Here is a 24,343-nt window from a genome sequence, read left to right as displayed (position 1 = left end):
AGGAGGCACGATCCACTTATGACGCCACTTGCCATTTCTCTTTTAATTGCTCCATCTCTTCCTGTCCTTCGTACGACTGCATCCAGAGGTTAAAGACATCGACGACGTCCCCTTCTGACTCCCGGACGAGGTAGCTTTTCTCCGCCGGAATCCACTTTTCTTGAATTCTTGGTGCCGCGAGTCGTTGATCGAGTGCTTCATAATGAATCGCCTCGACCGTATCAGTGATCATGACATCAACTTTACCTGAGGCAACAGCATGCGGGATGTCGAGGTTTTGCTCATACATGACGATGTTCGCCTTCGTAAACGTCTTGCGGACGAATTGTTCATTCGTTCCGCCTGGATTTAGACCAATCGTCACGTCCGGTCGATTGATTTGTTCAATCGAAGCGAGGCGTCCGGCATCTTCTTTACGGACGAGCGGTGTCTTTTGGAATGACAGGTAACTTGACGTGAAGTCGCCAATGATCTCGCGCTCGATGTTTTTCGTCACTCCCCCGACGACCATATCGAATTTCCCGCTAGCGAGATCAGCAGACAGCGTCGGCCATGTAGTCGGGACGAACTCCACATCGATGCCGGTCGTCTTCGCGAAAGAACGGATCACTTCGATGTCGAATCCTTCGTACTCGTTCGTCTTCCGGTTCAAGTAGGTGAATGGTTTATAATCGCCGGTCGTTCCGACGACGATTTTTTTCGTCGCAAAGACGTTCTTTGCTTGTACACGTCGTGGTTGCTCCGTTTGCCAAAGTGTTAGTAAGCTGGCAAACAAGACGCCACCTCCGACGACGATCCATCCCCATTTACTCATGTGCTCCCGTTCCTTTCGCTCCGACCGTCTCACGCGTCGAGACGATGTTCCATTTTTCCTTCAGTTGTTGCACCTGCTCTTGTCCTTCCGCACTTTCAATCCAGACGCGGAAGACGTCTCCGAGCTGCTTTTGTCCTGGTTTCATCAAATATGCCATCTCGGCTGGTTCCCATGCTTCAGTGAGTTTGGGAACCGCAAGATTCAGTTCTGTTGCGTAATGCAACGCTTCGATGTCGTCTGTTACCATGACGTCGACTTGACCGCTTTGGACGGCTTTTGGAATGTCTAAATTATTCTCAAAGACAGTCACATCCGCCTTCGGAAAATGTTTCTTCACGAACGCCTCGTTCGTCCCACCCGGATTGACACCGATTTTGACTGCTGGATCATTGATTGCAGCAAGCGAATTCAAGCGTTTGACATCTTCCTTCTTTACGAGCGGTGCTTTTTGAAAGGAGAAATACGACGACGTAAAGTCTCCGACGACCTCGCGTTCGACTTTCTTTGTAATCCCACCGACAGCGATATCAAACTTACCTGACTTCGTATCCTCCGATAATGTCGGCCATGTTGTCTTGACGAACGTCACGTCAAGATCCGCTGCTTTAACAAACGCTTGGATGACTTCAATATCAAAGCCTTGATAACGATTCCGTTCCTCGTTCCAGTATGTAAAGGGTTTATAATCCCCCGTTGTTCCGACAACCAGTTTTTGGTCTTCGAAGATGTCATGTGCTTCGGCATTCGTCTGTTGATTCCAGATCATCCAAGCGGCAACGCCTGTCAGGACAAGTCCAGCTAATAGCCATGGTTTCTTTCTCATCGTATCTCTCCTTTCTGTTTCGTCGTTGCCCATTCACCGAATATTGCCACAATTTAACCTAAACGATTTTCGGTGTGGGTAATAGTCATTATCCTACCACACTTACACGTGATTTCAAGATAATTTGACGATTTTATGCATAAAAGCGTTAAAAAGATGTTTTGATGACGGTTACAGTTCCATAAGTCGTCTCTCTTTACAGAATCCCCTCGTCTTTTCCATACTGAAACAGAATCATCAAATCGTGAAATGGAGGAATGGAACATGAGTCAGATTTTTATCATTGGTGCAAATGGTAAAGTAGGTCGTCACGCTGCTCGTTTACTGCAGGATTCGGAGCATGATGTCAAAGTAGGATTACGTTCCAAGGACCAATTCAGTGATTTTGAGAAACTCGGTCATACCCCGGTCCATCTTGATCTTGAAGCCGACGTCGCAACAATCACGGAAGCATTACAAGGATCAGATGTCGTCATCTTTACGGCAGGATCAGGTGGTCATACAGGAGCCGACAAGACGATGCTGATCGACTTCGATGGTGCCGTCAAATCGATTGAAGCAGCAGAAGCAATCAAGGCGAAACAGTTCATCATGGTCAGTGCCTTGAACGCCGATTCGCCGGAAACATGGTCTGACAGCATGAAGCCGTATTACATCGCGAAACGCTACGCGGATCGTGTCCTGAAGGAATCGTCACTCAACTACACGATTCTTCGCCCAGGCGGACTATCCGATGAAGCCGGCACAGGAAACGTCACGACGGATCCGTCCGAGCAAGCGACTAAAAAAATTCCACGCGAGGATGTCGCCCGTGTTATTTTAGCTGCGATCGGTCATGATAAAGCATCGAAACAAGTCGTCACACTACTCGAAGGTGACACACCAATCAACGAGTTGTTCTAATACAAAAGCTCACGTCTCCATTTTCGAGACGTGAGCTTTTTTGATCAAATTAATCATTCGTATAGTTGCATATATCATCCGCATCGTTTCAGCAATCATCGGTAATGAAAACACTTGATGTTTCCTCGCTAGCTCAGATTCCGATGTTTAATCTTGCTCCGCAATGGTACGTAATCCACGTAACGTTTGAATTTTACGTTCGTGGCGTTGCATCACAAATGAGAGACCTGTTACGATTGCAAGATTGAACCAGATCATCGTATCTGTAATCGGATTAAACAAGTTAATAAGTACGGCGATGATGTTAACAAAAAGCACGACCTTATAGAGTTGCATAATCCGGTGTTCGTGATGGATTTGCGAGTCAAAGTCAGAGTACAAATGAAATGGTTCATTCGAAGTCCGTTTTCTAAGAAAGACCCAGCGGAATGATGTATCGACGACTTCGATGTCCATTTCTTCCAAAAATTCAAAGTACTCTTGCGACTTCGGATGTTTCGGCATGTATTCTAACAATTCGATTCGATACGTATACAGGTCAGGTTCACCTTTGATGAATTCATAACAACCGAGTCGAAACCGTTGTAAATACCAACCTTGATTCGCCATCTCATTTAACCACACTTCTTCTTTCGCATAATCAGCATAAAAGCGATAGACCGTTTTTTTATTGCTCACTTTGCTCCACTCCCATCGTTTCTTGTCCATGTCGCACGAGTTCTTTTAGTCGATCTAGCTCTTGCTGTAATCTCACTCGTCCCTGAGTCGTCATGATGTACTCTTTCTTTCGACCCGCTTCTTGGTCGATTGATTCAATCCACCCCTTATCTACTAAACTGCTAAGTGCCCCGTACAAGGTACCGGCTGCTAACTTGACACGGTCGTTACTCAGCTCCTGCACGAATTGCATGATGCCATAACCATGGCGTGGTTGTTGGAGCGAAAGTAAAATATAATAGACCGCTTCTGTTAATGCTGTCGCTTGATCCGCGCGTGTCATTTCCCAACTCCTTATTCCGTCTTCCGTTATATCGGATACCGATATACTAAAAATATCCTATTTTGTATCCTGTGACAACAAAAACATGTCTGAGCTGGGCTCAAACATGTCCGATTCTTACTTATCTTTTTATTTCTCAAGCCATGGCTTGCTGCCTAACGCTCTCTCTTTTCCAGACTGTAATGAGACATGTCACCAAGAAACTACCAACAAAAAGTAATGATAAATGCAGGGCTTGCGTTTCAACCGATCCATCCATGAATAATAACCGACCAAATCCAGAGACGGCATTCGGAACAGGTAAGAACGTTCCGAGCGATTGATAAAACGGTGCCAGCATCTTCGCCGGGACAATATTTCCGGCAGTCATCAACTGGAACGGAATCAAGGCGACATTAATGAGTGGCGCCACCGGTCCGAATATCGCAAAGTTCATCTGCGTGACGGCGATACAGGTCGCAACAACGAGGAGCTCGAATGCCCATAACTTCACGAACGGTGTCGTGATATCTGTCAATAGATGCGCCATCGAGACGAGGAGTAACGGTACGACGAGTAAGACGATGCCGTGCAAGAGTTGGCGACTCCAAAAGAGATCCCATTTTGTGTGACGACTCTTTAAAATCGTACTGACGAGATTAAATTGTATCCCCATCGTCATCATTGCGATGTAAATGACAAAACCGAGAACGAGCGGAAGCATTGATAAAGCAAAATCCGAGACGGCATGTTCCGTAACGATTGACGTCGTGAACGTCGGCTCACCATTCAACTGTTTGCTGATCGTTTCCGTTGCTCTCTCGAGGATTGCATTTGCGAATTCCGCATTCGTCTGACTGACGTGTGCCGTTAGTTGATGCGTTGCATCATCTTTTTGTAAGACGAGATCGACTTCATTCGCATCAAGTGCTTGCAACCCTTTTGTTTCTGTTGCAACCGTCTGAACCGTGAACGGTGCTTGTTGCAACGACTGGATGAACGGATCATTCGCTTCTGCGACGACCCCAACATTTAATTGATCAAGACGTTCTGTCGTTCCTTGGTAACCCGTCATCCAGACAACGAGGAACAAGAGCGGGACGACGATTGCGAAGACGAGCCCCACTTTCGTTTGTGTCATTGACCAGACATCTTTCCATGCTTTCATATTACAATCTCCTTTTACATGCATTACTTATAATATCACGTGCAACTATATGTCCGAAGGAAAACCATTCACGTCACATTCCGGTGAATGGTCTCAAGTGTTACTTTTAATTGCTCGATTTGCTCTCGCGATAGTCCACGGAACGCTTCGAGTTGTAGCTGATCGAGCTCTGGCCCGAGGCGATCGACGATGTCGCGTCCTTCTCGTGTCATCAAGAGCAGAACCGCTCGTCGGTCCCGGGGGTCCGGCGTCCGAACGATTAGTTCTTTTTTACCGAGCTTATCGAGAATCTTACCGATCGTCGTTTGATCACGTTCTGTCACGAGTGCCAGCTGCTTTTGCGAAACACCATCTTGTTTAGCGAGTTCGCTCAGGACAGAAAACTGCTCTGGTGTCAGACCGAACGCTTCCATCCGTTTAGCAGCAGCACGTTTGAACGCATAATAACTACGGGATAATTGCATTCCAAGCGACCATTCCGATTCTTTCATCCCATCATCTCCATATAGTTGCACTACTTATTATTTATTCACTATACCTGAAGGAGAATGAGCTCGTCAACGGTCTCATTTTGCCTGTCGTTGACGAATCCCATCGATATGCGCTTGTTGGGTGGCACGATCGACTTGTGAATGAACACCGAGTTTTCCTGCAATCGTATCGACTTGACTCGGTGTCAACGGCTTTTCTGTCGCGAGTTGCTCGATCGTCTTACGTAAGATGTTTCGTTTCAAGACACGGACATGCGCTGAATCGACCGTGATTTTTTTCAGTTCACAGCGTTCGCTGAAAACGATCAAGGAGTGAAAGAGCGCAGGATCCGTTCCTTCTAAGAAGCGTTGCATGCTTTTGAGATGCCCTTCATTTTGTTTGATCGGATTATAAAACCGTTGTTTGAAGCGATTCTGGAACTGCTGCGTCCACTGACGGTCCTGCTCGCGTCCGAAAATCCACCCGCTGTAGTTTTTCGATTCGAGTACATAGATGCCACTTTCATGAATGAACGTCACATCGATTTCCGTCGTTCCTTCTCCACGCGCACGTGGTAAGTATGTATTAAAGACATACGTGCCGTATCCGGACACTTGATCGAGTTGACGTGTCGTCAAGTACTCGCCCCATTTTCCTTTATCACGAACAATCCGTAAAAACGGCTCGCGTGTCAGTCGGTAATACCGGCTATTATGATATGAACTTCGTTTGACGAAGAAGAACAAACCGAACGTTCCGAAGAAGAACAGCACCATGAGCAGTCCAACTTGAATCAAGAATGGCAAAAATGTCACTAACACATTGTCCACTAGATTTATCTCCTTTCCATATTAACCCTTTCTTTTCCACTATATCAGCATAATCAATTTCCACCTCATTTTCCACTATTTGTTATGGTGACTATCCTATGGTACGGTGAAACAAAGGAAGGTGTTCACTATGGATTCTGTCGTCACGTTCGCACCACTGATTGTCTTATTCTTCATTTGGATGTCCTTATCGCAAAAAGCGGACGAAGCAAAACGCCGCCAACAAACGATTCTAAAAAAATTGCAACGAATCGAGGAACACCTCGGTCTGAACGAAGTGTCTTTAGAAGAAGCAGCGTTACAAGTCGAACTGGTTCAGTTGCTCAAAGAAGGCAAAATGGTCGAAGCAGTTAAACGCGTTCGCGAATCACTCGGTTTATCCTTACTCGAAGCTAAACAATATGTTGATCAACTAAAAAGCGAGCACAGACTTTGAACAAAAAGACCATCTGACACGCATGCGTCAGATGGTCTTTTCTTCATTCCGTTACTTCATATTGTTCGTCCGAAACTGCCTCGAGCCAAATGGGAGTTCCAGCAGTGATCGCAATGTGCGAAAACCAGGAAGAGCGTGTTGCCCCATGCCAATGCTTCACACCATCATGCGTGACGACAACATCTCCTGCTTGCAAATGTCGAGCGGGTCGTCCTTCTTCTTGATACCAGCCTTCCCCTTCCGTGACGAGTAGAATTTGATATCCTCCATCATGGATGTGCCAATGATTCCGTGTCTCGGGCTCGAATGTCACGTGCGAGACGGAAACGGGTAACGATTCGTCGACGAGTGATGCTAAATAACTGACACCCGTGAACACCGCTTGATACACTTCGTTCTTTTCACCTCGTGGAAACATCAATACTCCTCCTTTCTTTACCATGGTTGAGTCGTCGGACCAACCGTAAATTCACTCACATTCGTATCTTCTGGTTGATCGATCGCGAAGGCGACGATCCGTGCGATACTGTCTGGTGAAATACCATACTGGTCATACAGTGCCGTCATTCCGTCAAGTGACTCTCCGTGTGAAATCGTCTCGAGTAATTCGGTATGAATCGCTGCCGGATAAATCGTCGCTGTGCGGATATTCGTTCCTTCCTGCGCCGACTCCATCCGTAAGACCTCCATTAAGTTACGTACTGCCCACTTCGTTGCACCATATACCGCTCCACCTGGATATGCCTTTAATCCGGCTACCGATGAAGTCGTTAAAATATGACCCGCACGTTGAGTGGTGAACGTCGGCATGACAGCAGCAATCCCGTTCAAGACACCTTTGAGATTGACATCAATCATTTGATTCCACTCGCCTACTTTCAAAGCAGATAGTGGCGAACTCGGCATCAGTCCCGCGTTGAGGAAAATCGCATCAATTCGACCATAAGCCGTCAATGCTGCTTCAATCAATCGTTGGTTGTCCTCGAGTTTCACGACATCTGTCTCTTGGTAAATCGCTTCCCCACCGTCCGCTTGAATCGAATCAACGAGTTTCGCCAGCCGATCGTTACGACGCGATCCTAAGACAAGCTTTGCTCCCTGTCGTGCGAGTAAGCGTGCCGTTGCTTCTCCAATACCTGAACTTGCTCCTGTGATGATAATGACTTTACCTTGAATGGCCATGTTAATGACGTCCTCTCTTGTTTTCTTATCGTTCCGTGCTCATTTGAACACGTACTGTATCAGCTGATAATAGTTCTGGTAGTCGATTCGGTTCGACCCAACCAATTCGTGTGTATGGAATATCTGTCTGGAACGTCTCGTAAAACAGGACGAGACAATCTGATCCATACAACATGAGATCACCCGCTTGGACCGTTCCGACATTCTTTGGATTCGTCGGTAACGAGAATGGAACGTAATGATACTTTTCATTCCCATTCATCTCTTTCATCTGCATCGTCAACGGCAGTCTTTTTTGCAGTGCCATCGCTGTCTCATTGTCCGCAAAACGAATCGGGACGGTTGTTTCATCGATTTGGAGCAAGACGCTTTTCAACTCCTTTTGTTCTAATTCACTCGGTCGTGACGATTCTTTCATGTCGGTGCATCCACTCAATAGAAAAAATGCAAGTAGACAACCGTACCATCTACTCATCCGACATCTCAACCATTCGAATGATTCTCGCCGGAGTACCTGCGACGATCGTACGGGGCGGAACATCACGTGTAACCGTGGCGTTCGCTGCGACGATCGCATCCTCACCAATTGTCACGCCAGGCAAAATCGTCGCCCCAGCGCCAATCCAAGCATTACGCCCGACATGAATCGGTGCTGTCTCAACGCCACCTCTTTTCGTTGGTGCTTCCGGATGGTTGACCGTCAGCAACCGTGCGAATGGACCGATTAAGACATGATCGTCTAACCGAATCGACCCAAGATCCGTGAACATGACACCTCGATTGAGGAAAACATGCTTACCGATGGATAGATGCCGTCCGAAATCCGTAAATAGAGGCGTTAAGACTCTAACAGACGAATCAATGTCTTGCCCTGTGATCACGGCAAGTGCCCGTCTTCTCTCTTCTTGTGAGACCGCTTGATTCAATCGCTGTAATTCCGGTTCGATTTCATCTTGAATGGCATGAATGCGCTCAAGGACCGGATCCGCTGGAAGAATCGTACGTTCTCTTACATAGGTTTGCAGTTCAGTCATCGTACATCCTCCTTTCTCTCGATCGCTTGGTCTCATCTTACGGCTGACAACCATTCATGTCTAATGCTAATATTAAGTAATAAATCATACGATTTTTGCATGGATAGAGGTGAAATGATGGAATTACAACAACTACGCTATTTTTTAGCTTTAGTCGAAGAAAAAAACATTACAAAGGCGGCACGGATCCTTCGTTTGTCGCAACCGGCATTATCGCGTCAGCTGCAACAACTAGAAGATACGATCGGGGTCGAATTGTTCGAACGCTCGAAGCAAGGGCTACGTTTGACTGAAAAGGGACGATTCTTTGAAGAGCGCGCACGCGAGATGGTTACACTAGCAGATAAGGTATTGGTCGACTTGAACACAAAAGAAGTATTGACGGGTGAAATTCATATCGGTGGTGGCGAAACTCAACAATTGACGACGGTGTTGGAAGCGTTTAGAGACTTACACACCATTCATCCTGATGTAACGATTCGTATGTATAGCGGCAATGGGAATGATGTACTCGACCGGCTCGAAAAGGGATTGCTCGATTTCGGACTTGTCATTGCTCCGTTTGATGTATCCGCGTTTCATTCCTTACGGTTGCCCGGTCAGGACCGTTGGGGAATATTAACACGTCGTGATGCCTCGATCGCACAGTCTAAGTCGATTTCACGAGAACAACTTGTCACCCTCCCATTACTCTTATCCGAGCAGACACAACTCGATACGTATTTCCGTGAACAGAGTGGTCTAACGCTTGAGGATTGTCAAATCATCGGAACATATAATCTGTTGTTCAATGCGTCCTTACTCGTACGCCAAGGAGTGGGTCACGCTCTAGCAATCGATGGCATCATCGATACGACCGCTTCCGATCTAATCTTTCTTCCCCTTGATCCTCCCGTCGTCTCGGACGTCCATTTGATTTGGAAAAAGGAGGCGACTTTATCGCCCAGTGCGCGTGTGTTACTGCGAACGATCAAGGAAGGATTTCATTCATAAGAAAACGGTGAGCACCTATTTGGGCGCTCACCGTTATTTGTCATTTCGATTTGATTGCATCAAGAATCAACGAAGGAAATCTCATCTGTTCTGCATTCCGGGGATCATATTGCTTCGAACGGAAAATGACACCGTCTGCGCCATCCCAGTCCGCTTGATGGAAGATTCCATCCTGATCGAAATATTCGAGAAGACGCACCTGAAATCCAGCCTCTTTAAATACTTGTCGTAATGTTTCGTGCGTATAAACGATTTTGTGACTCGCCGCTGGATGGTCATTTGGACCGGGTCCACCGACTTGAACAATCGATTGGTATGCGTCATCCCGAAAATAACCGTCCGGCACAGCACAACGGACGTATCCCCCTGGTGCAAGGTATGTATAACAATGACGTGCCGCGTCAATTCCTTCTTCGAACGTCAAGTGCTCCCAGACATGTTCCGCAAGAATCGCTTGCAACGTGTCGTTCGAACACAATCGTTCCCAATCGGACCGATTGAGTAGATTCAGCTCATCTTCCTGTGTATGATACCAACCGGGATTGTTGTGGTACGGTCCTGCTCCAATGACGATACGTTCTTTCATATGGGATCCTCCTTCTCGTTTCACCACTCTTTTATTTCTCATTTCACATAATCATCCCTGCTTGCGACAAAAAACGAGGCTGACTCAACAAAAAGAATGACGCGTCTTTTCACGCCCTTTCCTCAGGCGAGACACAAGCCAGTTTTCCTGCTTCATTCAAGCAGGAAAGCGGGTCTTGATTGTCTCTGACAGCGCATAAATGCGCTTTTTCCTGTAGGAGTTGCGTGTGACGAGTCATTTTTTTTATTACGAGATAGGGGTGGCAGATCATCATTCTGCCACCCCTATCTTTGTAGAGACTGACTTTTGAGTCAGCTCCGTTGCTGTTAATCCCGCGCCGCGAGGCGATATAAGAGATCGAGTAATTCGATATAGAGCCAGATGATCGTCACGATCAATCCGAATGCTGCAACCCACTCCATCGATTTCGGAGCACCCGCACGAACTTGTTGCGAGATAAAATCGAAGTCCATCACGAGTGACAGGGATGCCACGATGACGATGACGAACTGAATACCAATCGCAAGCGGTGAGCTACCTGTCATGAATGGGAGGTCGACACCAAATAACGAGAGAATCAAGTTGACTGCATACAAGACGAAGATCGAGAGAATCGCTGCTGTTACCGCAGAACGGAAACGTTGCGTCACTTTTATCATGCCTGTCGAGTAGACGAACCACATCGCAAATGCAACGACGAATGTCGCAACGACTGCCTTCCCGACGATTCCTGGATACATGCTTTCGAACATGAGCGATAACGCTCCGACTGCCACCCCTTCAACGATCGCATAGACCGGTGAAAGAACCGGTGCCGTCGCCGGTTTGAATGTGATGACCAAGGCAAGAATTAGACCGATGACCAGTCCACCAATCAAGGCTGGGAACATCAATCCTTGGTTTTCTGCGAGGAAGAACCAACTTCCACCTGCTGCTGCCGTGACGAGAGCGAGCAGTAAGAAAATCTTACTCATCGTCCCGCTTTTCGTCATCGGTCGTTCTCCGACACGTGCCGTATCGAAGCCACGACGCAATGCCGGGTTAACTTTAAAACGTGAAGCCATTGCATTCACTCCTTTTTATGATTCTGCTTTGTATTACGAAAGCTTCCCGAAAAAGTTTCAAAATAACCATTGATCGAGTGCTTTTAATTGCAACATGACGACTGGGATCGAGGCTTTGGCATCGATGCGGTGTGATTTCGCTTGCCCAATCAAACCGGACGTCACGAAGTCCGACCCTTCGAGCGCTTCCCCGATCGGACCAAATGCATCACTATCGACTTGACGGTGTCGGTAATGGATGAACCGTTCCGTCGTTCCTTCTCTGACTTTACAACCGTCCTCGACGTCCGGGCGATTCAGTCCGTATTCGGCATAATGCCAGACGGTCGTCGTATCCCAAGGCGAACCGATATGCAGGATTTGACCGTCGGCCTCGATGAAGCGTTCAATCGGTGAACCCGGACCGAAGCCATTTTCTAGTGTATGATCGGCAACGAATGTCGCCGCATCCTTCCCCCATGCGGTCACCGACCACATCGGATGATCGCTTCGAACGACGCCGGGATACGTTCGAAAGACCTCCGGTACACGACCGATGCCGCGTGTGACCGTTTTTGCCGGGTCATATGCCGGCATCTCCCGGCGGATCGTTTCCCACCATTCTTCCGGTACAGCCGGTTGGCTCCAGTTCTTCGGATCCGAATTATCGGTACTTTGCGCCGGCATCATGATTAACCCTTCCGTCGTGACGACCTCCTGCAAGGCTTCGATCAACGCTTGTACGCCACCGGGAATCCAGCCGATTTGTTTAAGTGACGTATGGACGAACAGTTTCATACCGGGCGTCACACCTAATTCGCGTAACGCCTCTTTGATTTGTGATTTCGTGACCATGTTTCGTGTTTCCATCGTTCTGATCTCCTTACTCGACGACTAATGCTATCGTCGACCCCGTTTTTCCTTGCTTGACCTCGATTTTCGCATCAACACGTGACTTCAGCTCCTGCACATGACTGATGATTCCGACCATACGGCCGCTCGCTTGAATCGAGAGCAACGTCTCGATCGCTTGTTCAAGCGATTCCGGATCAAGTGTTCCAAATCCTTCATCGATAAACATCGTCTCAAGCGATACTCCTCCACTTGCTTCTTGCACGACTTCCGATAGTCCAAGCGCAAGTGCAAGGGACGCCTTGAAGCTTTCTCCACCGGACAACGTCTTGACGTGACGTGTTTGCGACGTGTAAGCGTCAAAGACATTTAAATCAAGTCCGTATTTTTTGAGTCCTTTTCCTGCCTCCGTTTTTCGCTCGAGCTGAAAACGACCCGATGTCATCTCATGCAGATGTCGGTTTGCGGCGAACAAGATCTCATCGAAGTATGCCGTCTGAACGTACGTTTCGAACGTCATCCGTTGTGCGTTCTCGCCGACACCGACGCGAGCGAGTTCACCAATGACCCCATATCTCGCATCCTCATCTTCGATTTGGCGTTGCAAGTTTTCCCACGCCGTTATCAACTGATCAATATGTGCGCGTTCCTTCTCGAGCCCGACACGTCGATCGGTCCGCTCCGTCAGTTCGAGCGACGCCGTCTTCAAGTCCATCCGCAACAGTTCAAGATCCGGACGCACTTGACCTTCCGTCTTCAAGCGAGCTTGTTCCTGTTTCAGCTTCAATTCCTGCCGCGCTAGACGATCTTGTTCCAAACATTCTTGGAGGTGACGGAGTTCGTCACGAGACCGTCTCGCATCGCGGAAGGCTTCGATCGTCGGAAACGCTTCTTCTGACAAGACTGCTTGTAATTCGTTTTCGCGCTTCGTCAGACGGTCGCGCTGTTCCGAAAGAGCTTCGATCAATTGACGCAATCGTCCTTGGTGTTCCGCTAAGTCACGATCGAGCTGTTCCTTTTCGCGTAACTGGCGCTGTTTATCTTGCTCGAACTGCTCGATGCGTGTTTCTGCCTGTTGTTGTTCTTCACGAAGTGCTGATAACGATTTTACGAATTCTCCAGATTGACTCAGGCGACCAGTCAAGTGTGCCAATTCCGATTCGATGACAGTTTGGTCTTTTACCACCCTATCAATCTTCAACTGTAGTTGCTCTAGCGATTGTTCGAGTTGTTGAAGACATGTTTCAAGACGTTCTTTTTCCGTCTGTGCTGACGCTAATCGGACTTCCGTCTGTTCGACTTCCCGAAGCTGTGCTAAAACTTCCGCATGAGTTGACTCGTTTTCACTAGTTTTTTGAATCTCGATCGTCAGTTGTTGCAGACGCTCTGCAACCGTCCGGTAAGAGGCTTGTAACTCTTGATGCGCTTGTTGTGCTTCTAAGAACCGCTGTTGTGCTACATCGACCGATAGTTCCTGTGCGACGGCGATAGCATGTTGCGGATGCGATGTACTGCCACAGACAGGACAAGCCAGCCCGTCCGTCAATCCCTTCGCAAGTTCAGCAGCCAGTTGTTCCCGTTCACTTTTACGAGCTGCTTCATACGCACGCGCTGCCGCCTCTTTTTGATCCCGGACGCTTGTACCGCGGACGATCAACTGCTGTCGCTCTGCTTCCAATTTGTCATACTCTGCGAACTTCGTCGCCAACTGTTGCAGGGTGAAGCGTCGTTCTTGCGCCTGTAAGCGTTCTGCTCCGACGTTCTGCAATGGTCGTAGCTGTTCCTGAACGGTCTTTCGCTCCGTCCGCGTTTGTTCAAGTTGTTTCCGGAACGGTTCCGGATCAAGTTGCTTTAAGCGTTCTGTCAGTTGTTGCTGTTGTTGCCGTAAAAGGGTCTCCGCTTCCAACCGTTCGCATTCTTCTTGAATTTTCTCAAGTCGACGACTCAGTTGTTCAATCTGCGGTTCTTCCGCCAGTAGTTGATTCACTTTGTCTTGAACGGTGCCCTGCCGCTCTGTCAAGCGCGTGACGTGCTGTTCGGTTTCCTGCTGTTGCCGTTTGATTCGTGTTAGCTGTTCTTGATCTTGTTGCCATTGATCAAAAAGTGGTGCGACGATTTGAGCACGTTCGGCAGCCGTTGCTTCTTCTTGCATCCGCTTAATGTCTGATGATCGTTCAAGCAACAACTGCTCCGTCCGTTGAAGTTGCTCTTGCTCTTGGAAAGCTGCTTCGAGTTGTTCGCCCTGTTGCAACCGTGTCGTTTTGTTCTCGACGATCGTACGTGTTTGTTGCTCCGCTTCATGAGCCGCTGTCAACCACTCATCCCGTTCCGTCGTCAACGCTTCCATTCGTAACCGGATGTCCGCTTCCGTTAATTCACTCCAGTTTGCTTGTAGGGGTAACTCCTCAAGCTTGGCCCATTGTTTCGTCTTCGTTTCCTTGATGCGTGCCGCAAGATCGAGCGCTTGTCGGTGCAAGCGTTGTTGGAACTCACCATAATGTTCCGTCTTGAACAGTTGTTTGAGAATCTGTAATTTATCTTTTGACTCTGCCATCAACAGTTCCCGGAACTTATTTTGCGGCAACAGGAGAATTTGTGAAAACTGTTTATGGTCGAGCTGGATCAATTCTTGAACGCGCTGCTTGATTTCCGGAATCTTGATGGCAAGTGGTTTCCACGCCACGCCGTCGAACCGAGCGAACTCTGCTTCATGCGAATAGCCGGTTTTATTGACCGGATGCGGTTGACTCGGTTGCCGGATGATGCGATACCGTTCCCCTTTGAGCGTAAACTCCAGTTCGACTTCCGTCTTTTGTTCAGGTACGGCAAAATGACTTCGCAACTCACTCATTTCCCGCTCACCACCGGACGTCTCACCATACAGGGCGAACGTCAATGCATCAAAAATCGTCGTTTTCCCAGCCCCTGTATTCCCGGAAATGACGAACATCGTCCGTCCAGCAAGTGCCGTGAAATCAATCGTCTCTTCACCAGCAAACGGACCAAAGGCGCGTAATGTCAGTCGTTCTGGGCGCATGTCGCTTCCTCCTTCAAGACGGCTCGCATCGCTTCCGTCGGCTTCTTCTCACGAACTGCTTCATAAAATTCACTGAACAGATCCGCAACAGAAGCATCTTTGACCTGCTCACGCGATGCTTTGACCGCCCGCGTACTCTCGCGGACGAATCCGATTCGCTCGAGGTGCAGGATGTTCGGATAGATTTTTTTCAGCTTGCCCATCGGATCCATCAAGGCTTCGCCGTCCGTCAGGTTGATTTTTAAATAATCATCCGTGACTTGCGTCGCAACGAACGCAGGATCCGTCAATTCATCGAGACTACCAGTCAGTTCTCGCAAATCACGTTTTGGTGCAAGCGGTTCGAATCGACGATCGAACGTACCAGTATTGTTCAACGTCAACACATCGACGCCTTTGACGTGATGTGCTTCTGAAAACGAATATTTCAAGAGCGATCCGCTGTATCGGACCGTCTCGGATTGAATTGCAAGCGGGTTGTGCAAATGACCGAGTGCTGTATAGGTAAACGGTGCAAACTGGCTCGCACTAACTTGCCCTGCCGTTCCGACGGATAATTGCCGCTCCGAATCTGTCTCGAGTCCACCGATGACAAAGGCATGACCGACGAGAACACTCGGTCCGTCTGGGACACATCCGGCAAGGATCGTCCGCATTGCGTCATCATGCGTCTTAATCGTTTCATCATTGTGCACATACCGGACGGTCGCAGGATCAGCGAACGGCACCGGGTAAAATGATACTCCCTTGATCGCGACCGGCTTGATGACCGGCGTCAATTTTCCAACAAGGTGTAGACCCGCCCGTTGAAGTAACGTCGTTCCGAAACTTAACCGTTCGGCTGAATCATGATTTCCGCTGATCGCAATGACCGGTATGTCCCGGTCAAGAATCAGAGCAGCGAGCGTCTCATCGAGTAGTTCAACGGCTTCTGTCGGCGGGACGGCACGGTCGTATAAGTCACCCGCAATGACGATTGCATCCGGTTGTTCGCGATCGACGAGTGTCAAAAACTCGCTCAGGACCGCCCGTTGGTTCCCGAGCATCGACTCGCCATGAACGATTTTACCGAGATGCCAATCGGCAGTATGTATCCATTTCATCTTCATCACACTCACTTTTTAAATATAGTAGCTTAAGTGTAGCATGCGAGCGTTCGTTCTGCGACGAACATCTGTTTGGAACACAAAAAGGAGGAGTTATCCTAACACACAGCGACACTACCATACATTTAAACAAAAAAAATTAGAATTTTTTTGATCAAAAACTACTTTATCTTTAACATCAAGTCAATTTCCGTTGACCTTATACCTTTTGATGACTTGGAACTTCAAAAAACTGCTAAGATATAAGGTATACATTTCCACTCGAATCGAAGGAGCAAAAATATGAAGAAATTATTAATGTTGACTGTATTATGTACTACTTTATCAGCCTGTAACGCAAACGATTCTAAACTCAGTTTTAGTGAGCTAAAAATAGTACCTAACGCTCTCCAATCGAAAATAAATCCTGCCACTACTTTGCAAATGATCAACACGAAAGACGATATCGCCTATATTATCTATCGCACAAAGAAAGCAGTCGCTTCTGATCTTGAAGCACAAGGAGATACGCTGAAGATTAAATTGAATGAATCTAAAACTCATAAGAAGACAAAGCAGCATGTCTATAAATTAACTTTAGATCCTGAACATGAAATCATCGATGTTTACGTAAACGGTAAATCTACCGCGTTTGATAACATAACGAACTGATAAATCTAGAAATATCAAAATAGAAACAATATACATACGAAAATCCCTTCTTTTCTTTGTGAAATGAAGAGGTTGCCAAAAAAAAAAGAAGGAGGCGAATGCCTCCTGCTTTTTGCGCTTTCACAACGAGCGTATTACTTCGTCCGTTGCTTTCTAAAACGTTGAACGGAACGAATCACAGAAACTGATCCGCCGATGATCGCACCGACACCGACGACGATGCCTGTCTTAAATTTTTTGCCCGTTGGTTCGGATGTATGCGTTGCTTGATTGTGTTCAAAAAGTTGTTGGAGGGGCGACGACGTCTCGACTTCGAGAATCTTCGATGCATCCTGATGCACATCTTCTCTACGTTCGACACTACAAGGTGACAGATAGAATGGGTTCAAGTTCGTCCGGTACCGGTCCGGATTCCAGTTGGCTTGCTGGACAACCGCCTGTGTTTCTTCCGTCTGTGCTTGATCCTTCATCGGATCGAATTCTTGTTTCATCTGAATCACTCCTCTTCACGTTCAAAACCTGTAGACCGATTTATGTCTGAAGTCTTATTTACCTGTTTTTTAAACATTTAAAACATATATTTTTAAAATTAGTTTTACTGTTTTATGAACGTTTATCCGAAATAGGCGTGATACAGTCGTTTTGCTTTAACAGGATCCGCTTCACCATGAATCAGAACTCGTCCATCTCGAAAAGCGACCATTCGATGCTCATCCGTCGTAAACGCCAGCAAGTATGGATTATGGGCGGAAATCGACGCAACCGGCTGGAGGCGTTGTTTCAATTGTTCGAGATCTCGCTGTCCGTCTCCACGGATTTGAATGGCATCGCGACCGCACAGTGCCGTGAAACGCACCGTTTGATTCGATAAATAAGGATAAGACGGCTCGATGCCGCACGAGGGGCACTCTGTTTGCTTCAGTGACTGGACGTTGATTTGTTGGAATGTATTCGACCACACGTCAAAGGCAAGCAGACGTGTCCGCAGCGCGTCCGTCTTCCCGCTCAACCACTTCAACGCTTCCGTCACTTGTAGAGAGGCGACCATCTGAACAGCTGGACCGATGATTCCCGCCGTATCACACGTCTCCTGATCACGTGGTAATTGATCGAGCAGACAATGCAGACATGGCGTCTCTCCCGGGCGAACAGTGAAAGTAATCCCGTAACTGCCGATGCAGCCGCCGTAAATCCACGGAATCGAGCGCAACAATGCCATATCGTTCATCAGTAAACGAATATCGAAATGATCCGTCGCATCGATGATGAGATCGATATCATCGAGAAGCCACGTCAGCGCTGCTCGGTCGACATCTAATACATGTGCTTCGATCGTCACCGTCGAATTAATTGCTTCAAGCCGCGCTTTTGCAGCAATCGCCTTCGGTACGCTGTGCCGTGCATCATCCTCCGTATAGAGTTGTTGCCGTTGTAGATTACTCCACTCGACATAATCGCGGTCGACGATTCGGACGACGCCGACACCAGCGCGAACGAGTTGTTCTGCCGATGCTGTTCCGAGTGCCCCCATCCCGATGATTAGTACCTTTGCTGTTGCGAAGCGTGCTTGTCCTGCTTCTCCAATCGGTTGAAATCGAGTTTGACGTGAATAACGTGTCATCGAATCAATCCACTCGTTGGACTACTCGCGACTGCATACTGTTTCTTCTCGATTCTTCCCGCTTCGTAGCCGAAGCGCCCTGCTTCGACGGCTAGTCGCATCGCGTGCGCCATCTTGACTGGATCCTGGGCATGGGCTACAGCGGAGTTCAATAAGACACCATCCGCTCCCAGTTCCATTGCATAGGCGACGTCAGTTGGAGAACCGATTCCAGCGTCGACGATGACAGGCACCGTCGTCTGCTCGATGATGAACTTTAGGTGGAGCGGATTGAGGATGCCTTGCCCAGACCCGATCGGTGACGCTGCCGGCATGATGGCATGACAGCCGAGTTCCTCGAGTCGTCGTGCAAGGACGACGTCGTCCGATGTATACGGTAAGACGATGAATCCTTCTTTAAGTAACTCTTCAGAAGCCCGTAACGTCTCGATTGGGTCAGGTAGTAATGTCTTATCGCACCCAATCACTTCGACCTTGACCATGTCGCACATACCGGATGCCCGCGCAAGTTTCGCTAGCCGAACCGCTTCTTCCGCTGTCTTCGCACCAGCCGTGTTCGGTAGTAAATCATACTTCGTTAAATCAAGCGACTCCAAGAAATTCGGTTGTTGTTTGTCGAAGAGATCGAGCCGCCGGACAGCGAACGTCAAGATTTGTGAAGCGGACGCATCGATGGCCTCCTGCTGCACCGTAGCATCCGTATATTTCCCCGTTCCAAGTAATAACCGTGATTCGAATGTCTTTTCTCCAATTTTCAACATCTTTATCCTCCTCCTACGAAATGAACGATTTCGAATGTGTCATTGTTCCGAACGACCGTTTGATCGTAAGCTCCGCGGTCGATGATCTGTCGGTTCTGTTCGACGATGACAAGTTTTTCCCCTAAGCCAAGTTGCGTGAGCATGTCCTCAATCGTCTCAATCTGTTCAATGGTGTGGTCGTTGCCGTTAATCGTAATGTTCATCGAACTTCCTCCTTTAGGGTCAAACGTAATGTGTTTGCCAAAACTTCCGCTGTCGCCGGTGCGAGTAATATGCCATGCCGATGATGCCCCGTCCCTATAAAGATCCGCCGGGATGAATCAGCGACTCCGATATATGGCAAGCCGGACTCTGTTTGTGGTCGTACGCCTGACCAGACTTCTTCGATGACAGCATCACGGATCGGTGGATAGAGACGCTCTGCTGCTTGAAGCAGTGACGTGACTCCTGCGACACTAACACCGATCGTCTCGTCGTGCGGTAGTTCGGTCGCACCGATCAATATCCGTCCGTCCGCTTTCGGTACGAGGTAGACGGCGTCATCAAACAGGATCGAGCGTAACGGCTGACCCGCGAGACGGACTGCGAGACACTCCCCTTTGACCCCATATGTCGCAATCGAAATGCCAGCTGTATCGAGCAAGGCTTGGGACCCGCGTCCGGCAGCAACCGTCACCGTTCGTCCCGTCCACGTTCCCGTGTTCGACTCAACCCTAATGAAATCATTACTCTCCTCGATTCGCGTGACGTCCACCTGTTCTTCGATTGGTACCCCACGATTTCGTAAGACATGCATCAATGCAGTCGTTAGTCGTCGCGGATCGATTTGACCGACCGATGGAAATAAGTATTCTTGCCCATTTTGTTTCAATAAAAATGGTTGTTCCCGGTAGCCACAATCGATCCCGGTCTCGCGCGTGAGGCGTCGCGCAAGTAACGGATACAGACGGCGACTTCGCGCGGCAAGCGTATGCAATTCTTCTCTCAGCTCGATGTCCGTCGCAAGCATCCCGGCAGCCGCCCGACTCGTCCCTTGTCCGCATGTTCCGCGATCAAGGACAAGAACGGATTCGTTCTGACAAGCGAGACTGTAAGCAAGCGTCAAACCGATGACTCCACCACCGATGATGATGTGATCCGTCATACCCGTACCCCCTGATAACGCTGAATGGCAGCATGCGGGTCCGCTTGACCGAGAATACCGGATAAGACGGCGATTCCGCTTGCACCGGTCGCTGCGATCTCAGGAATGCGATCAGGAGTGATCCCGCCGATTGCGATGACTGGTTTCGTCGTGAAAGTAACGACTTGTTTGAGAGCGTCGATCCCTCGCGGTGGCACGTTTGGTTTCGACGCTGTCGGATAAATATGACCGTACAGCAGTCGGTCGGCTCCTTCCGCTTCCGCTGCAAGTGCTTCTGCTAGAGAGTGGACGGATTTCCCGATGATGAGATTCGGAAAGTGTCGCCGAACATCGCGGACACATAAGGATCGTCGAGTCAACTGCACACCGATACCAGCGACATGGGCGACGTCGACCCGGTCATGAACGGTTAATTGATCAGACGAATACCCTTTTGCAAGGAGCGCGTCAATCAAATCTAGCAATTCTGTTGCCGACAAATTTGGTTCTCGAAGATGAAGCTGATCCGTATATGGTTGAAGCGATTGAAAGGTTTCCACTCCATCGCGTGGATTGATGAATCCCGTCGAAATCAGATGTAGACGCATCATGTTCTTCCTTTCCATACGAAAAAGGACCACTCCCGATGTTGAAGGGAGTGGTCCGAAAATGCGCTGAAGCGCTAAGGATATCTAAGGTTTCGAGCCACTTCCCTCCGCTAGTACGAACTAGATCAGGTTCAAAGGGTCCGGATACTTCCGTCTCAGTCTGCTGCGAGACTCCCCTAGTGTCTTTTCGTGTTTAATTGGCTTGCCCCATTAGTCTAGCATGAGTCGCTTTGCTTCGCTAGTCCTAGTTGAGCGCTTCCACTTGCTGAACAAGCTCCGATTTCGTCGGTCGCTGTTGCTTCTGGCTATCGGCATAGGTCTGCTTCAGCTTTAAGATCCGCATCACTTTAGCATCGAGCATCTCTGACGACAACGTTTTTTCTTTAACGGCTTGCATCACTTCGGTGTGGACCTTCGGATAGGCACCTGCTTCCGAAAACATCGCCATATCAGCTCCATTGACAAGTGCCTGGCGTGCCGCTTCCGCGAGACCATATCGTTTCGTGATCGCTCCCATGACAAGGTCATCCGTGATGATGACACCCTTGAATCCGAGTTGTTGTCGCAAAAGGTCAGTCAAGATCGGCTTCGAGAGCGAAGATGGATTTTGATCGTCATACGCGGGATAGAGAATATGGGCGACCATCACCATCTCGGCGCCCTCTTGAATCGCTTCTTGGAACGGTAACAGTTCCGTTCGCTTCAGTTCTTCCTTTGATGCTGTCACTCTCGGCAAACCGACATGGGAATCGACACTCGTATTGCCGTGACCGGGAAAATGTTTGACGACCGGAATCGTTCCCGTCTCTTGCATCCCATGCATCAGGGCCGTACCGAGAGTCGCGACGGTCTTCGGATCAGCACTTAACGCACGGTCGCCGATGATTGGATTGTTCGGATTGCTATTGACGTCAAGGACCGGTGCGAAGTCCATGTTGAACCCATAAAATCGTGACAGGTGACCGAGCGTACGTCCGACATCTTCCATTTTTGCAGCATCTGCACCTTGCGCCATCCGTTGACTCGTCGGGAGACGTAATCGTTGATCCGGTACCCGGCTGACCCGTCCGCCCTCTTCATCAACCCCGACGAAGGCATACGGTTTTTGGTTCGTTTCTTGAATGGCACGCGTGAACGTCAAGAGTTGATCTTCTGACGTAATATTCCCACCAAGCAGTAAGACCCCACCGATCGCATGCGTCTGCAACAATTTCCGGTCAGCTGCTGAAAGTTCCGTTCCGGCAACTCCGATATAGAGCAGTTGATCGATCTTTTCTGACGTCGACATCGCTTCAAGTTGCTGCTTTAATCGTGCTTGTTGTTGTTCTTCCTTTGTCGGTTCAGGCTTTGGTTTCTTCGCCTCCGTCGGTTGCTTCGTTGCTGGTTGTGATGGTTTCGTTGGTTCCGTCGTCTCCTGCGCACACCCTGCAAGCAACAGGCAACCGATCAGTGCTACTTTCTTCACAAAGGATCCTCGCTCCGGACACCATTGATGGAATAATAGACGGAAATCTCAGCGTTCAAGGATTGCGAGACCGAACAATATTTATCTTTTGATAACGAGATGGCGCGACGGACCTTATCTTCCGGGAGATCACCTTCAAGCCGGTAATGAATCGAGATCGACGTAAAACGCCGCGGATGATCCTCTGCCCGTTCCCCTTCGATATCCATTTCGAAATGAGTAATCGTCAAGCGCATCTTCTCTAAAATCGAGACGATGTCGATTCCAGTACAGCCGGCAACGGCATGTAGTAGCAGTTCAGTCGGTCGTGGTGCTTGATTTTCGCCACCGTTCTCCGGTGCTGCGTCCATCGCAAGATGATGCCCTGATTCCGTCTGTCCACTAAACCCCATCTGTTTGTTCCATGTCACTGTCGCTTGCATCGTTTCCACTCCTTTGTCAGTAGTCTTCATCTGTAGTATACGCAAAAAACAGCAAGCCTGGAAATTCTCACGCTATTTCGAATAATGGTTCTTTTCCCGAATTCTCGCTTTGCGATACCCGACGAAATCGTTTCATGCTATCCTGTTACTCATAGTTTCGCGCGCAAGCGCCAGAATTGAGGAATCATCCATGTCACCTACTACTCGTTTAAGTCGACGCGATTGGCTGTTGATCGCCACGTTGTCGCTCCTGACGTTCGTTCTCGGAACAAGCGAATTCGTCATCGTCGGGATCCTCGCTGAAATCTCCTCAGCTCTTAATATCACGATCGCAACAGCCGGTACGCTCGTCTCGGCATTTGCCATCTCCTTTGCGATTGGTACACCGATTGTCATGTCGCTGACCGGTCACTTGGAACGGCGTCGCCTGATTCTACGTCTGTTACTCGTTTGGGTCTTACTGAACCTTGCCAGTAGTTTTGCTCCAAGTTACGAAGTATTGCTCGCCACCCGCATCCTGACTGCCATCCTGACCGGTGTCTTGATCTCGCTCGCAATGGTCGTCGCAAGCGATGGCGTGCCTGTCGCGAAGCGCGGTGTCGCCGTCTCATTCATTTTCGGGGGTTTTACACTTGCGAACGTCCTCGGTGTTCCGATCGGTACGTTCATCGGTCAACACGCTGGCTTCGCAGCCACGTTCTGGCTGACGACAGTCATGGGAATGATTGCGTTTCTCGCTGTGTGGAAGATCGTTCCCGTCCAGCAATCGACGGGTTCCGGTTCAATCAAGGAGCAGCTTGGATTGCTCGCTAATCCACGGATCCTGATTGCCTTCTTCATTCCGTCGTTCGGCTTCGGAGCAACTTACGTCGTCTACACGTACCTCGTGCCGATCCTGCAAACGGAACTCGGCATCGCGAAGACATGGATTAGTCCGATCCTGCTCGCTTACGGTGTCGTCTCGATCTTCAGTAACATCCTTGCCGGCAAGATTGCAAGTAAAAATCCGATGGGTCGCTTACGGTTCGTCTTCGTCGTGCAAGCAATCGTCCTTGCTGCATTATACTTCACGACAGTATCCCTTTCACTTGGTCTGTTTAACATCGCCTTGATGTCATTGATGTCGATTTTATTGACGACTTCGACACAAATCTACTTGATTGACCTCGCCGAAAAGTTCAATCCGGAAGCAAAAGGACTCGCCGCTTCCTTGATGCCGGTTGCAAGTAATGTCGGGATTGCCTTCGGTTCGGCACTCGGTGGCATCGTTTATGCGAACGGTCCGATGATGAACACGGCACTGGTCGGTGGGCTTGTTGCGCTTGTCGCTGCTTTATTAACTGCAATCAGTCATCGTCTCGATCAGCGGTCATGAAAGGCTACCTTATCCTTTTTTGTAACAGGTCGATGACGGTTCGATGACGTTATGATGATA

The 24,343-nt window shown here is 48.7% G+C and carries 29 protein-coding genes and 1 riboswitch; of the genes, 5 read left to right on the top strand and 24 right to left on the bottom strand.

Going from position 1 to position 24,343, the window contains the following annotated elements:
• Positions 1-16: 16 nt before the first annotated feature.
• Complete coding sequence (locus tag ASG02_RS03145) at positions 17-814, bottom strand: transporter substrate-binding domain-containing protein (RefSeq protein ID WP_056060710.1); 798 nt, start codon at positions 812-814, stop codon at positions 17-19.
• Positions 807-1,637, bottom strand: coding sequence for a transporter substrate-binding domain-containing protein (locus ASG02_RS03140; RefSeq protein ID WP_056060707.1), 831 nt, complete (start codon positions 1,635-1,637; stop codon positions 807-809). The genes ASG02_RS03145 and ASG02_RS03140 overlap by 8 nt, the downstream gene beginning before the upstream one ends.
• A 264-nt stretch (positions 1,638-1,901) precedes the next feature.
• Here ASG02_RS03140 and ASG02_RS03135 point away from each other — a divergent pair, with 264 nt between their 5' ends.
• A complete protein-coding gene (locus ASG02_RS03135) occupies positions 1,902-2,540 on the top strand; it encodes an SDR family oxidoreductase (protein WP_056060704.1) in 639 nt (212 codons plus the stop codon).
• Positions 2,541-2,687: 147 nt separating this feature from the next.
• Here the strand turns inward: ASG02_RS03135 and ASG02_RS03130 are convergent, their stop codons facing one another.
• The 5 genes from ASG02_RS03130 to ASG02_RS03110 all read right to left on the bottom strand — a co-directional run bounded on the left by ASG02_RS03130 (position 2,688) and on the right by ASG02_RS03110 (position 5,988).
• Entirely contained in the window at positions 2,688-3,218 is a 531-nt protein-coding gene (locus tag ASG02_RS03130) for a DUF2812 domain-containing protein (protein WP_056060702.1), read from the bottom strand.
• Complete coding sequence (locus ASG02_RS03125; RefSeq protein ID WP_056060699.1) at positions 3,208-3,540, bottom strand: PadR family transcriptional regulator; 333 nt, start codon at positions 3,538-3,540, stop codon at positions 3,208-3,210. Before ASG02_RS03125 ends, ASG02_RS03130 begins: the two co-directional genes overlap by 11 nt.
• Positions 3,541-3,676: 136 nt before the next feature.
• Positions 3,677-4,687: an ABC transporter permease gene (locus tag ASG02_RS03120; RefSeq protein WP_056060696.1), complete on the bottom strand. Its 1,011-nt coding sequence runs from the start codon at positions 4,685-4,687 to the stop codon at positions 3,677-3,679.
• Between the two features lie 68 nt (positions 4,688-4,755).
• On the bottom strand, positions 4,756-5,178 hold the full coding sequence (locus ASG02_RS03115) for a MarR family winged helix-turn-helix transcriptional regulator (protein WP_035408512.1): 423 nt from the start codon (positions 5,176-5,178) through the stop codon (positions 4,756-4,758).
• 75 nt (positions 5,179-5,253) lie between these two features.
• Positions 5,254-5,988 (bottom strand): nuclease-related domain-containing protein, encoded by a 735-nt coding sequence (locus tag ASG02_RS03110; RefSeq protein WP_035408514.1) that lies wholly within the window; start codon positions 5,986-5,988, stop codon positions 5,254-5,256.
• Positions 5,989-6,118: 130 nt separating this feature from the next.
• Here ASG02_RS03110 and ASG02_RS03105 point away from each other — a divergent pair, with 130 nt between their 5' ends.
• Entirely contained in the window at positions 6,119-6,424 is a 306-nt protein-coding gene (locus ASG02_RS03105; RefSeq protein WP_035408516.1) for a hypothetical protein, read from the top strand.
• Positions 6,425-6,467: 43 nt separating this feature from the next.
• On the opposite strand, the gene ASG02_RS03100 is transcribed toward ASG02_RS03105, so the two are convergent.
• Genes ASG02_RS03100 through ASG02_RS03085 form a run of 4 tightly spaced genes read right to left on the bottom strand, consistent with a single transcriptional unit; the run spans position 6,468 to position 8,640 of the window.
• Complete coding sequence (locus ASG02_RS03100) at positions 6,468-6,842, bottom strand: cupin domain-containing protein (RefSeq protein ID WP_231496868.1); 375 nt, start codon at positions 6,840-6,842, stop codon at positions 6,468-6,470.
• Between the two features lie 17 nt (positions 6,843-6,859).
• Positions 6,860-7,606 carry an SDR family oxidoreductase gene (locus ASG02_RS03095; protein ID WP_056060692.1) on the bottom strand — a complete coding sequence of 249 codons (747 nt, stop codon included), beginning with the start codon at positions 7,604-7,606 and terminating at the stop codon, positions 6,860-6,862.
• A gap of 25 nt (positions 7,607-7,631) precedes the next feature.
• Positions 7,632-8,024, bottom strand: a complete 393-nt coding sequence (locus ASG02_RS03090) for a cyclophilin-like fold protein (RefSeq protein ID WP_052019053.1) — start codon at positions 8,022-8,024, stop codon at positions 7,632-7,634.
• Between the two features lie 49 nt (positions 8,025-8,073).
• Complete coding sequence (locus ASG02_RS03085) at positions 8,074-8,640, bottom strand: DapH/DapD/GlmU-related protein (RefSeq protein ID WP_056060689.1); 567 nt, start codon at positions 8,638-8,640, stop codon at positions 8,074-8,076.
• 117 nt (positions 8,641-8,757) lie between these two features.
• On the opposite strand from ASG02_RS03085, the gene ASG02_RS03080 reads away from it, so the two are divergent.
• Entirely contained in the window at positions 8,758-9,633 is an 876-nt protein-coding gene (locus tag ASG02_RS03080; RefSeq protein ID WP_035408527.1) for a LysR family transcriptional regulator, read from the top strand.
• Between the two features lie 40 nt (positions 9,634-9,673).
• On the opposite strand, the gene ASG02_RS03075 is transcribed toward ASG02_RS03080, so the two are convergent.
• The 5 genes from ASG02_RS03075 to ASG02_RS03055 all read right to left on the bottom strand — a co-directional run bounded on the left by ASG02_RS03075 (position 9,674) and on the right by ASG02_RS03055 (position 16,254).
• On the bottom strand, positions 9,674-10,219 hold the full coding sequence (locus ASG02_RS03075) for a methyltransferase domain-containing protein (protein ID WP_035408529.1): 546 nt from the start codon (positions 10,217-10,219) through the stop codon (positions 9,674-9,676).
• A gap of 326 nt (positions 10,220-10,545) precedes the next feature.
• Positions 10,546-11,283 (bottom strand): Bax inhibitor-1/YccA family protein, encoded by a 738-nt coding sequence (locus tag ASG02_RS03070; protein ID WP_035408531.1) that lies wholly within the window; start codon positions 11,281-11,283, stop codon positions 10,546-10,548.
• 57 nt (positions 11,284-11,340) lie between these two features.
• On the bottom strand, positions 11,341-12,132 hold the full coding sequence (locus tag ASG02_RS03065) for an aminoglycoside N(3)-acetyltransferase (protein WP_035408533.1): 792 nt from the start codon (positions 12,130-12,132) through the stop codon (positions 11,341-11,343).
• Positions 12,133-12,145: 13 nt separating this feature from the next.
• Entirely contained in the window at positions 12,146-15,151 is a 3,006-nt protein-coding gene (locus ASG02_RS03060; protein ID WP_056060686.1) for an AAA family ATPase, read from the bottom strand.
• Entirely contained in the window at positions 15,133-16,254 is a 1,122-nt protein-coding gene (locus tag ASG02_RS03055) for an exonuclease SbcCD subunit D (protein WP_056061912.1), read from the bottom strand. The genes ASG02_RS03060 and ASG02_RS03055 overlap by 19 nt, the downstream gene beginning before the upstream one ends.
• 285 nt (positions 16,255-16,539) lie before the next feature.
• On the opposite strand from ASG02_RS03055, the gene ASG02_RS03050 reads away from it, so the two are divergent.
• Positions 16,540-16,908: a hypothetical protein gene (locus tag ASG02_RS03050; RefSeq protein ID WP_056060683.1), complete on the top strand. Its 369-nt coding sequence runs from the start codon at positions 16,540-16,542 to the stop codon at positions 16,906-16,908.
• A 134-nt stretch (positions 16,909-17,042) separates the two neighbouring features.
• Here ASG02_RS03050 and ASG02_RS03045 read toward each other — a convergent pair whose 3' ends face one another.
• From ASG02_RS03045 to ASG02_RS03010, 8 genes are all read right to left on the bottom strand, one after another.
• A complete protein-coding gene (locus ASG02_RS03045) occupies positions 17,043-17,399 on the bottom strand; it encodes a hypothetical protein (RefSeq protein WP_035408542.1) in 357 nt (118 codons plus the stop codon).
• Positions 17,400-17,521: 122 nt separating this feature from the next.
• Entirely contained in the window at positions 17,522-18,529 is a 1,008-nt protein-coding gene (locus tag ASG02_RS03040) for a ThiF family adenylyltransferase (RefSeq protein ID WP_056060680.1), read from the bottom strand.
• Complete coding sequence (locus tag ASG02_RS03035; protein WP_056060677.1) at positions 18,526-19,290, bottom strand: thiazole synthase; 765 nt, start codon at positions 19,288-19,290, stop codon at positions 18,526-18,528. The genes ASG02_RS03040 and ASG02_RS03035 overlap by 4 nt, the downstream gene beginning before the upstream one ends.
• 2 nt (positions 19,291-19,292) lie before the next feature.
• Positions 19,293-19,493, bottom strand: a complete 201-nt coding sequence (gene thiS / locus ASG02_RS03030) for a sulfur carrier protein ThiS (RefSeq protein WP_056060674.1) — start codon at positions 19,491-19,493, stop codon at positions 19,293-19,295.
• Entirely contained in the window at positions 19,490-20,434 is a 945-nt protein-coding gene (locus ASG02_RS03025) for an FAD-dependent oxidoreductase (RefSeq protein ID WP_056060671.1), read from the bottom strand. Before ASG02_RS03025 ends, thiS begins: the two co-directional genes overlap by 4 nt.
• Positions 20,431-21,024 (bottom strand): thiamine phosphate synthase, encoded by a 594-nt coding sequence (locus ASG02_RS03020; RefSeq protein WP_069201457.1) that lies wholly within the window; start codon positions 21,022-21,024, stop codon positions 20,431-20,433. Before ASG02_RS03020 ends, ASG02_RS03025 begins: the two co-directional genes overlap by 4 nt.
• An 82-nt stretch (positions 21,025-21,106) precedes the next feature.
• Positions 21,107-21,209: riboswitch (TPP riboswitch) on the bottom strand.
• Between the two features lie 56 nt (positions 21,210-21,265).
• Positions 21,266-22,486 carry a beta-N-acetylhexosaminidase gene (nagZ, locus tag ASG02_RS03015; protein ID WP_056060665.1) on the bottom strand — a complete coding sequence of 407 codons (1,221 nt, stop codon included), beginning with the start codon at positions 22,484-22,486 and terminating at the stop codon, positions 21,266-21,268.
• Positions 22,483-22,908 carry an OsmC family protein gene (locus ASG02_RS03010; RefSeq protein WP_023467853.1) on the bottom strand — a complete coding sequence of 142 codons (426 nt, stop codon included), beginning with the start codon at positions 22,906-22,908 and terminating at the stop codon, positions 22,483-22,485. Before ASG02_RS03010 ends, nagZ begins: the two co-directional genes overlap by 4 nt.
• A 190-nt stretch (positions 22,909-23,098) precedes the next feature.
• Here ASG02_RS03010 and ASG02_RS03005 point away from each other — a divergent pair, with 190 nt between their 5' ends.
• The gene (locus tag ASG02_RS03005; protein WP_056060664.1) at positions 23,099-24,283 is read left to right on the top strand and encodes an MFS transporter; all 1,185 of its coding nucleotides are present in this window, start codon (positions 23,099-23,101) and stop codon (positions 24,281-24,283) included.
• The last annotated feature ends 60 nt before the right edge of the window (positions 24,284-24,343 follow it).

The organism is Exiguobacterium sp. Leaf196 (assembly GCF_001423965.1).
GTDB lineage: Bacteria > Bacillota > Bacilli > Exiguobacteriales > Exiguobacteriaceae > Exiguobacterium_A.
This window is presented reverse-complemented; position numbering and strand designations above follow the sequence as displayed.

Coding starts and splice junctions, on each gene's coding strand:
- ASG02_RS03070 (WP_035408531.1), bottom strand. CDS start 11,283: ATGGCTTCACGTTTTAAAGTTAACCCGGCATTGCGTCGTGGCTTCGAT.
- ASG02_RS03055 (WP_056061912.1), bottom strand. CDS start 16,254: ATGAAATGGATACATACTGCCGATTGGCATCTCGGTAAAATCGTTCAT.
- ASG02_RS03035 (WP_056060677.1), bottom strand. CDS start 19,290: ATGTTGAAAATTGGAGAAAAGACATTCGAATCACGGTTATTACTTGGA.
- ASG02_RS03075 (WP_035408529.1), bottom strand. CDS start 10,219: ATGAAAGAACGTATCGTCATTGGAGCAGGACCGTACCACAACAATCCC.
- ASG02_RS03120 (WP_056060696.1), bottom strand. CDS start 4,687: ATGAAAGCATGGAAAGATGTCTGGTCAATGACACAAACGAAAGTGGGG.
- ASG02_RS03005 (WP_056060664.1), top strand. CDS start 23,099: ATGTCACCTACTACTCGTTTAAGTCGACGCGATTGGCTGTTGATCGCC.
- ASG02_RS03050 (WP_056060683.1), top strand. CDS start 16,540: ATGAAGAAATTATTAATGTTGACTGTATTATGTACTACTTTATCAGCC.
- ASG02_RS03105 (WP_035408516.1), top strand. CDS start 6,119: ATGGATTCTGTCGTCACGTTCGCACCACTGATTGTCTTATTCTTCATT.
- ASG02_RS03060 (WP_056060686.1), bottom strand. CDS start 15,151: ATGCGCCCAGAACGACTGACATTACGCGCCTTTGGTCCGTTTGCTGGT.
- ASG02_RS03090 (WP_052019053.1), bottom strand. CDS start 8,024: ATGAAAGAATCGTCACGACCGAGTGAATTAGAACAAAAGGAGTTGAAA.
- ASG02_RS03145 (WP_056060710.1), bottom strand. CDS start 814: ATGAGTAAATGGGGATGGATCGTCGTCGGAGGTGGCGTCTTGTTTGCC.
- ASG02_RS03065 (WP_035408533.1), bottom strand. CDS start 12,132: ATGGAAACACGAAACATGGTCACGAAATCACAAATCAAAGAGGCGTTA.
- ASG02_RS03080 (WP_035408527.1), top strand. CDS start 8,758: ATGGAATTACAACAACTACGCTATTTTTTAGCTTTAGTCGAAGAAAAA.
- ASG02_RS03100 (WP_231496868.1), bottom strand. CDS start 6,842: ATGTTTCCACGAGGTGAAAAGAACGAAGTGTATCAAGCGGTGTTCACG.
- ASG02_RS03140 (WP_056060707.1), bottom strand. CDS start 1,637: ATGAGAAAGAAACCATGGCTATTAGCTGGACTTGTCCTGACAGGCGTT.
- ASG02_RS03115 (WP_035408512.1), bottom strand. CDS start 5,178: ATGAAAGAATCGGAATGGTCGCTTGGAATGCAATTATCCCGTAGTTAT.
- thiS (WP_056060674.1), bottom strand. CDS start 19,493: ATGAACATTACGATTAACGGCAACGACCACACCATTGAACAGATTGAG.
- ASG02_RS03040 (WP_056060680.1), bottom strand. CDS start 18,529: ATGACACGTTATTCACGTCAAACTCGATTTCAACCGATTGGAGAAGCA.
- ASG02_RS03095 (WP_056060692.1), bottom strand. CDS start 7,606: ATGGCCATTCAAGGTAAAGTCATTATCATCACAGGAGCAAGTTCAGGT.
- ASG02_RS03025 (WP_056060671.1), bottom strand. CDS start 20,434: ATGACGGATCACATCATCATCGGTGGTGGAGTCATCGGTTTGACGCTT.
- ASG02_RS03020 (WP_069201457.1), bottom strand. CDS start 21,024: ATGATGCGTCTACATCTGATTTCGACGGGATTCATCAATCCACGCGAT.
- ASG02_RS03045 (WP_035408542.1), bottom strand. CDS start 17,399: ATGAAACAAGAATTCGATCCGATGAAGGATCAAGCACAGACGGAAGAA.
- ASG02_RS03135 (WP_056060704.1), top strand. CDS start 1,902: ATGAGTCAGATTTTTATCATTGGTGCAAATGGTAAAGTAGGTCGTCAC.
- ASG02_RS03010 (WP_023467853.1), bottom strand. CDS start 22,908: ATGCAAGCGACAGTGACATGGAACAAACAGATGGGGTTTAGTGGACAG.
- ASG02_RS03125 (WP_056060699.1), bottom strand. CDS start 3,540: ATGACACGCGCGGATCAAGCGACAGCATTAACAGAAGCGGTCTATTAT.
- ASG02_RS03085 (WP_056060689.1), bottom strand. CDS start 8,640: ATGACTGAACTGCAAACCTATGTAAGAGAACGTACGATTCTTCCAGCG.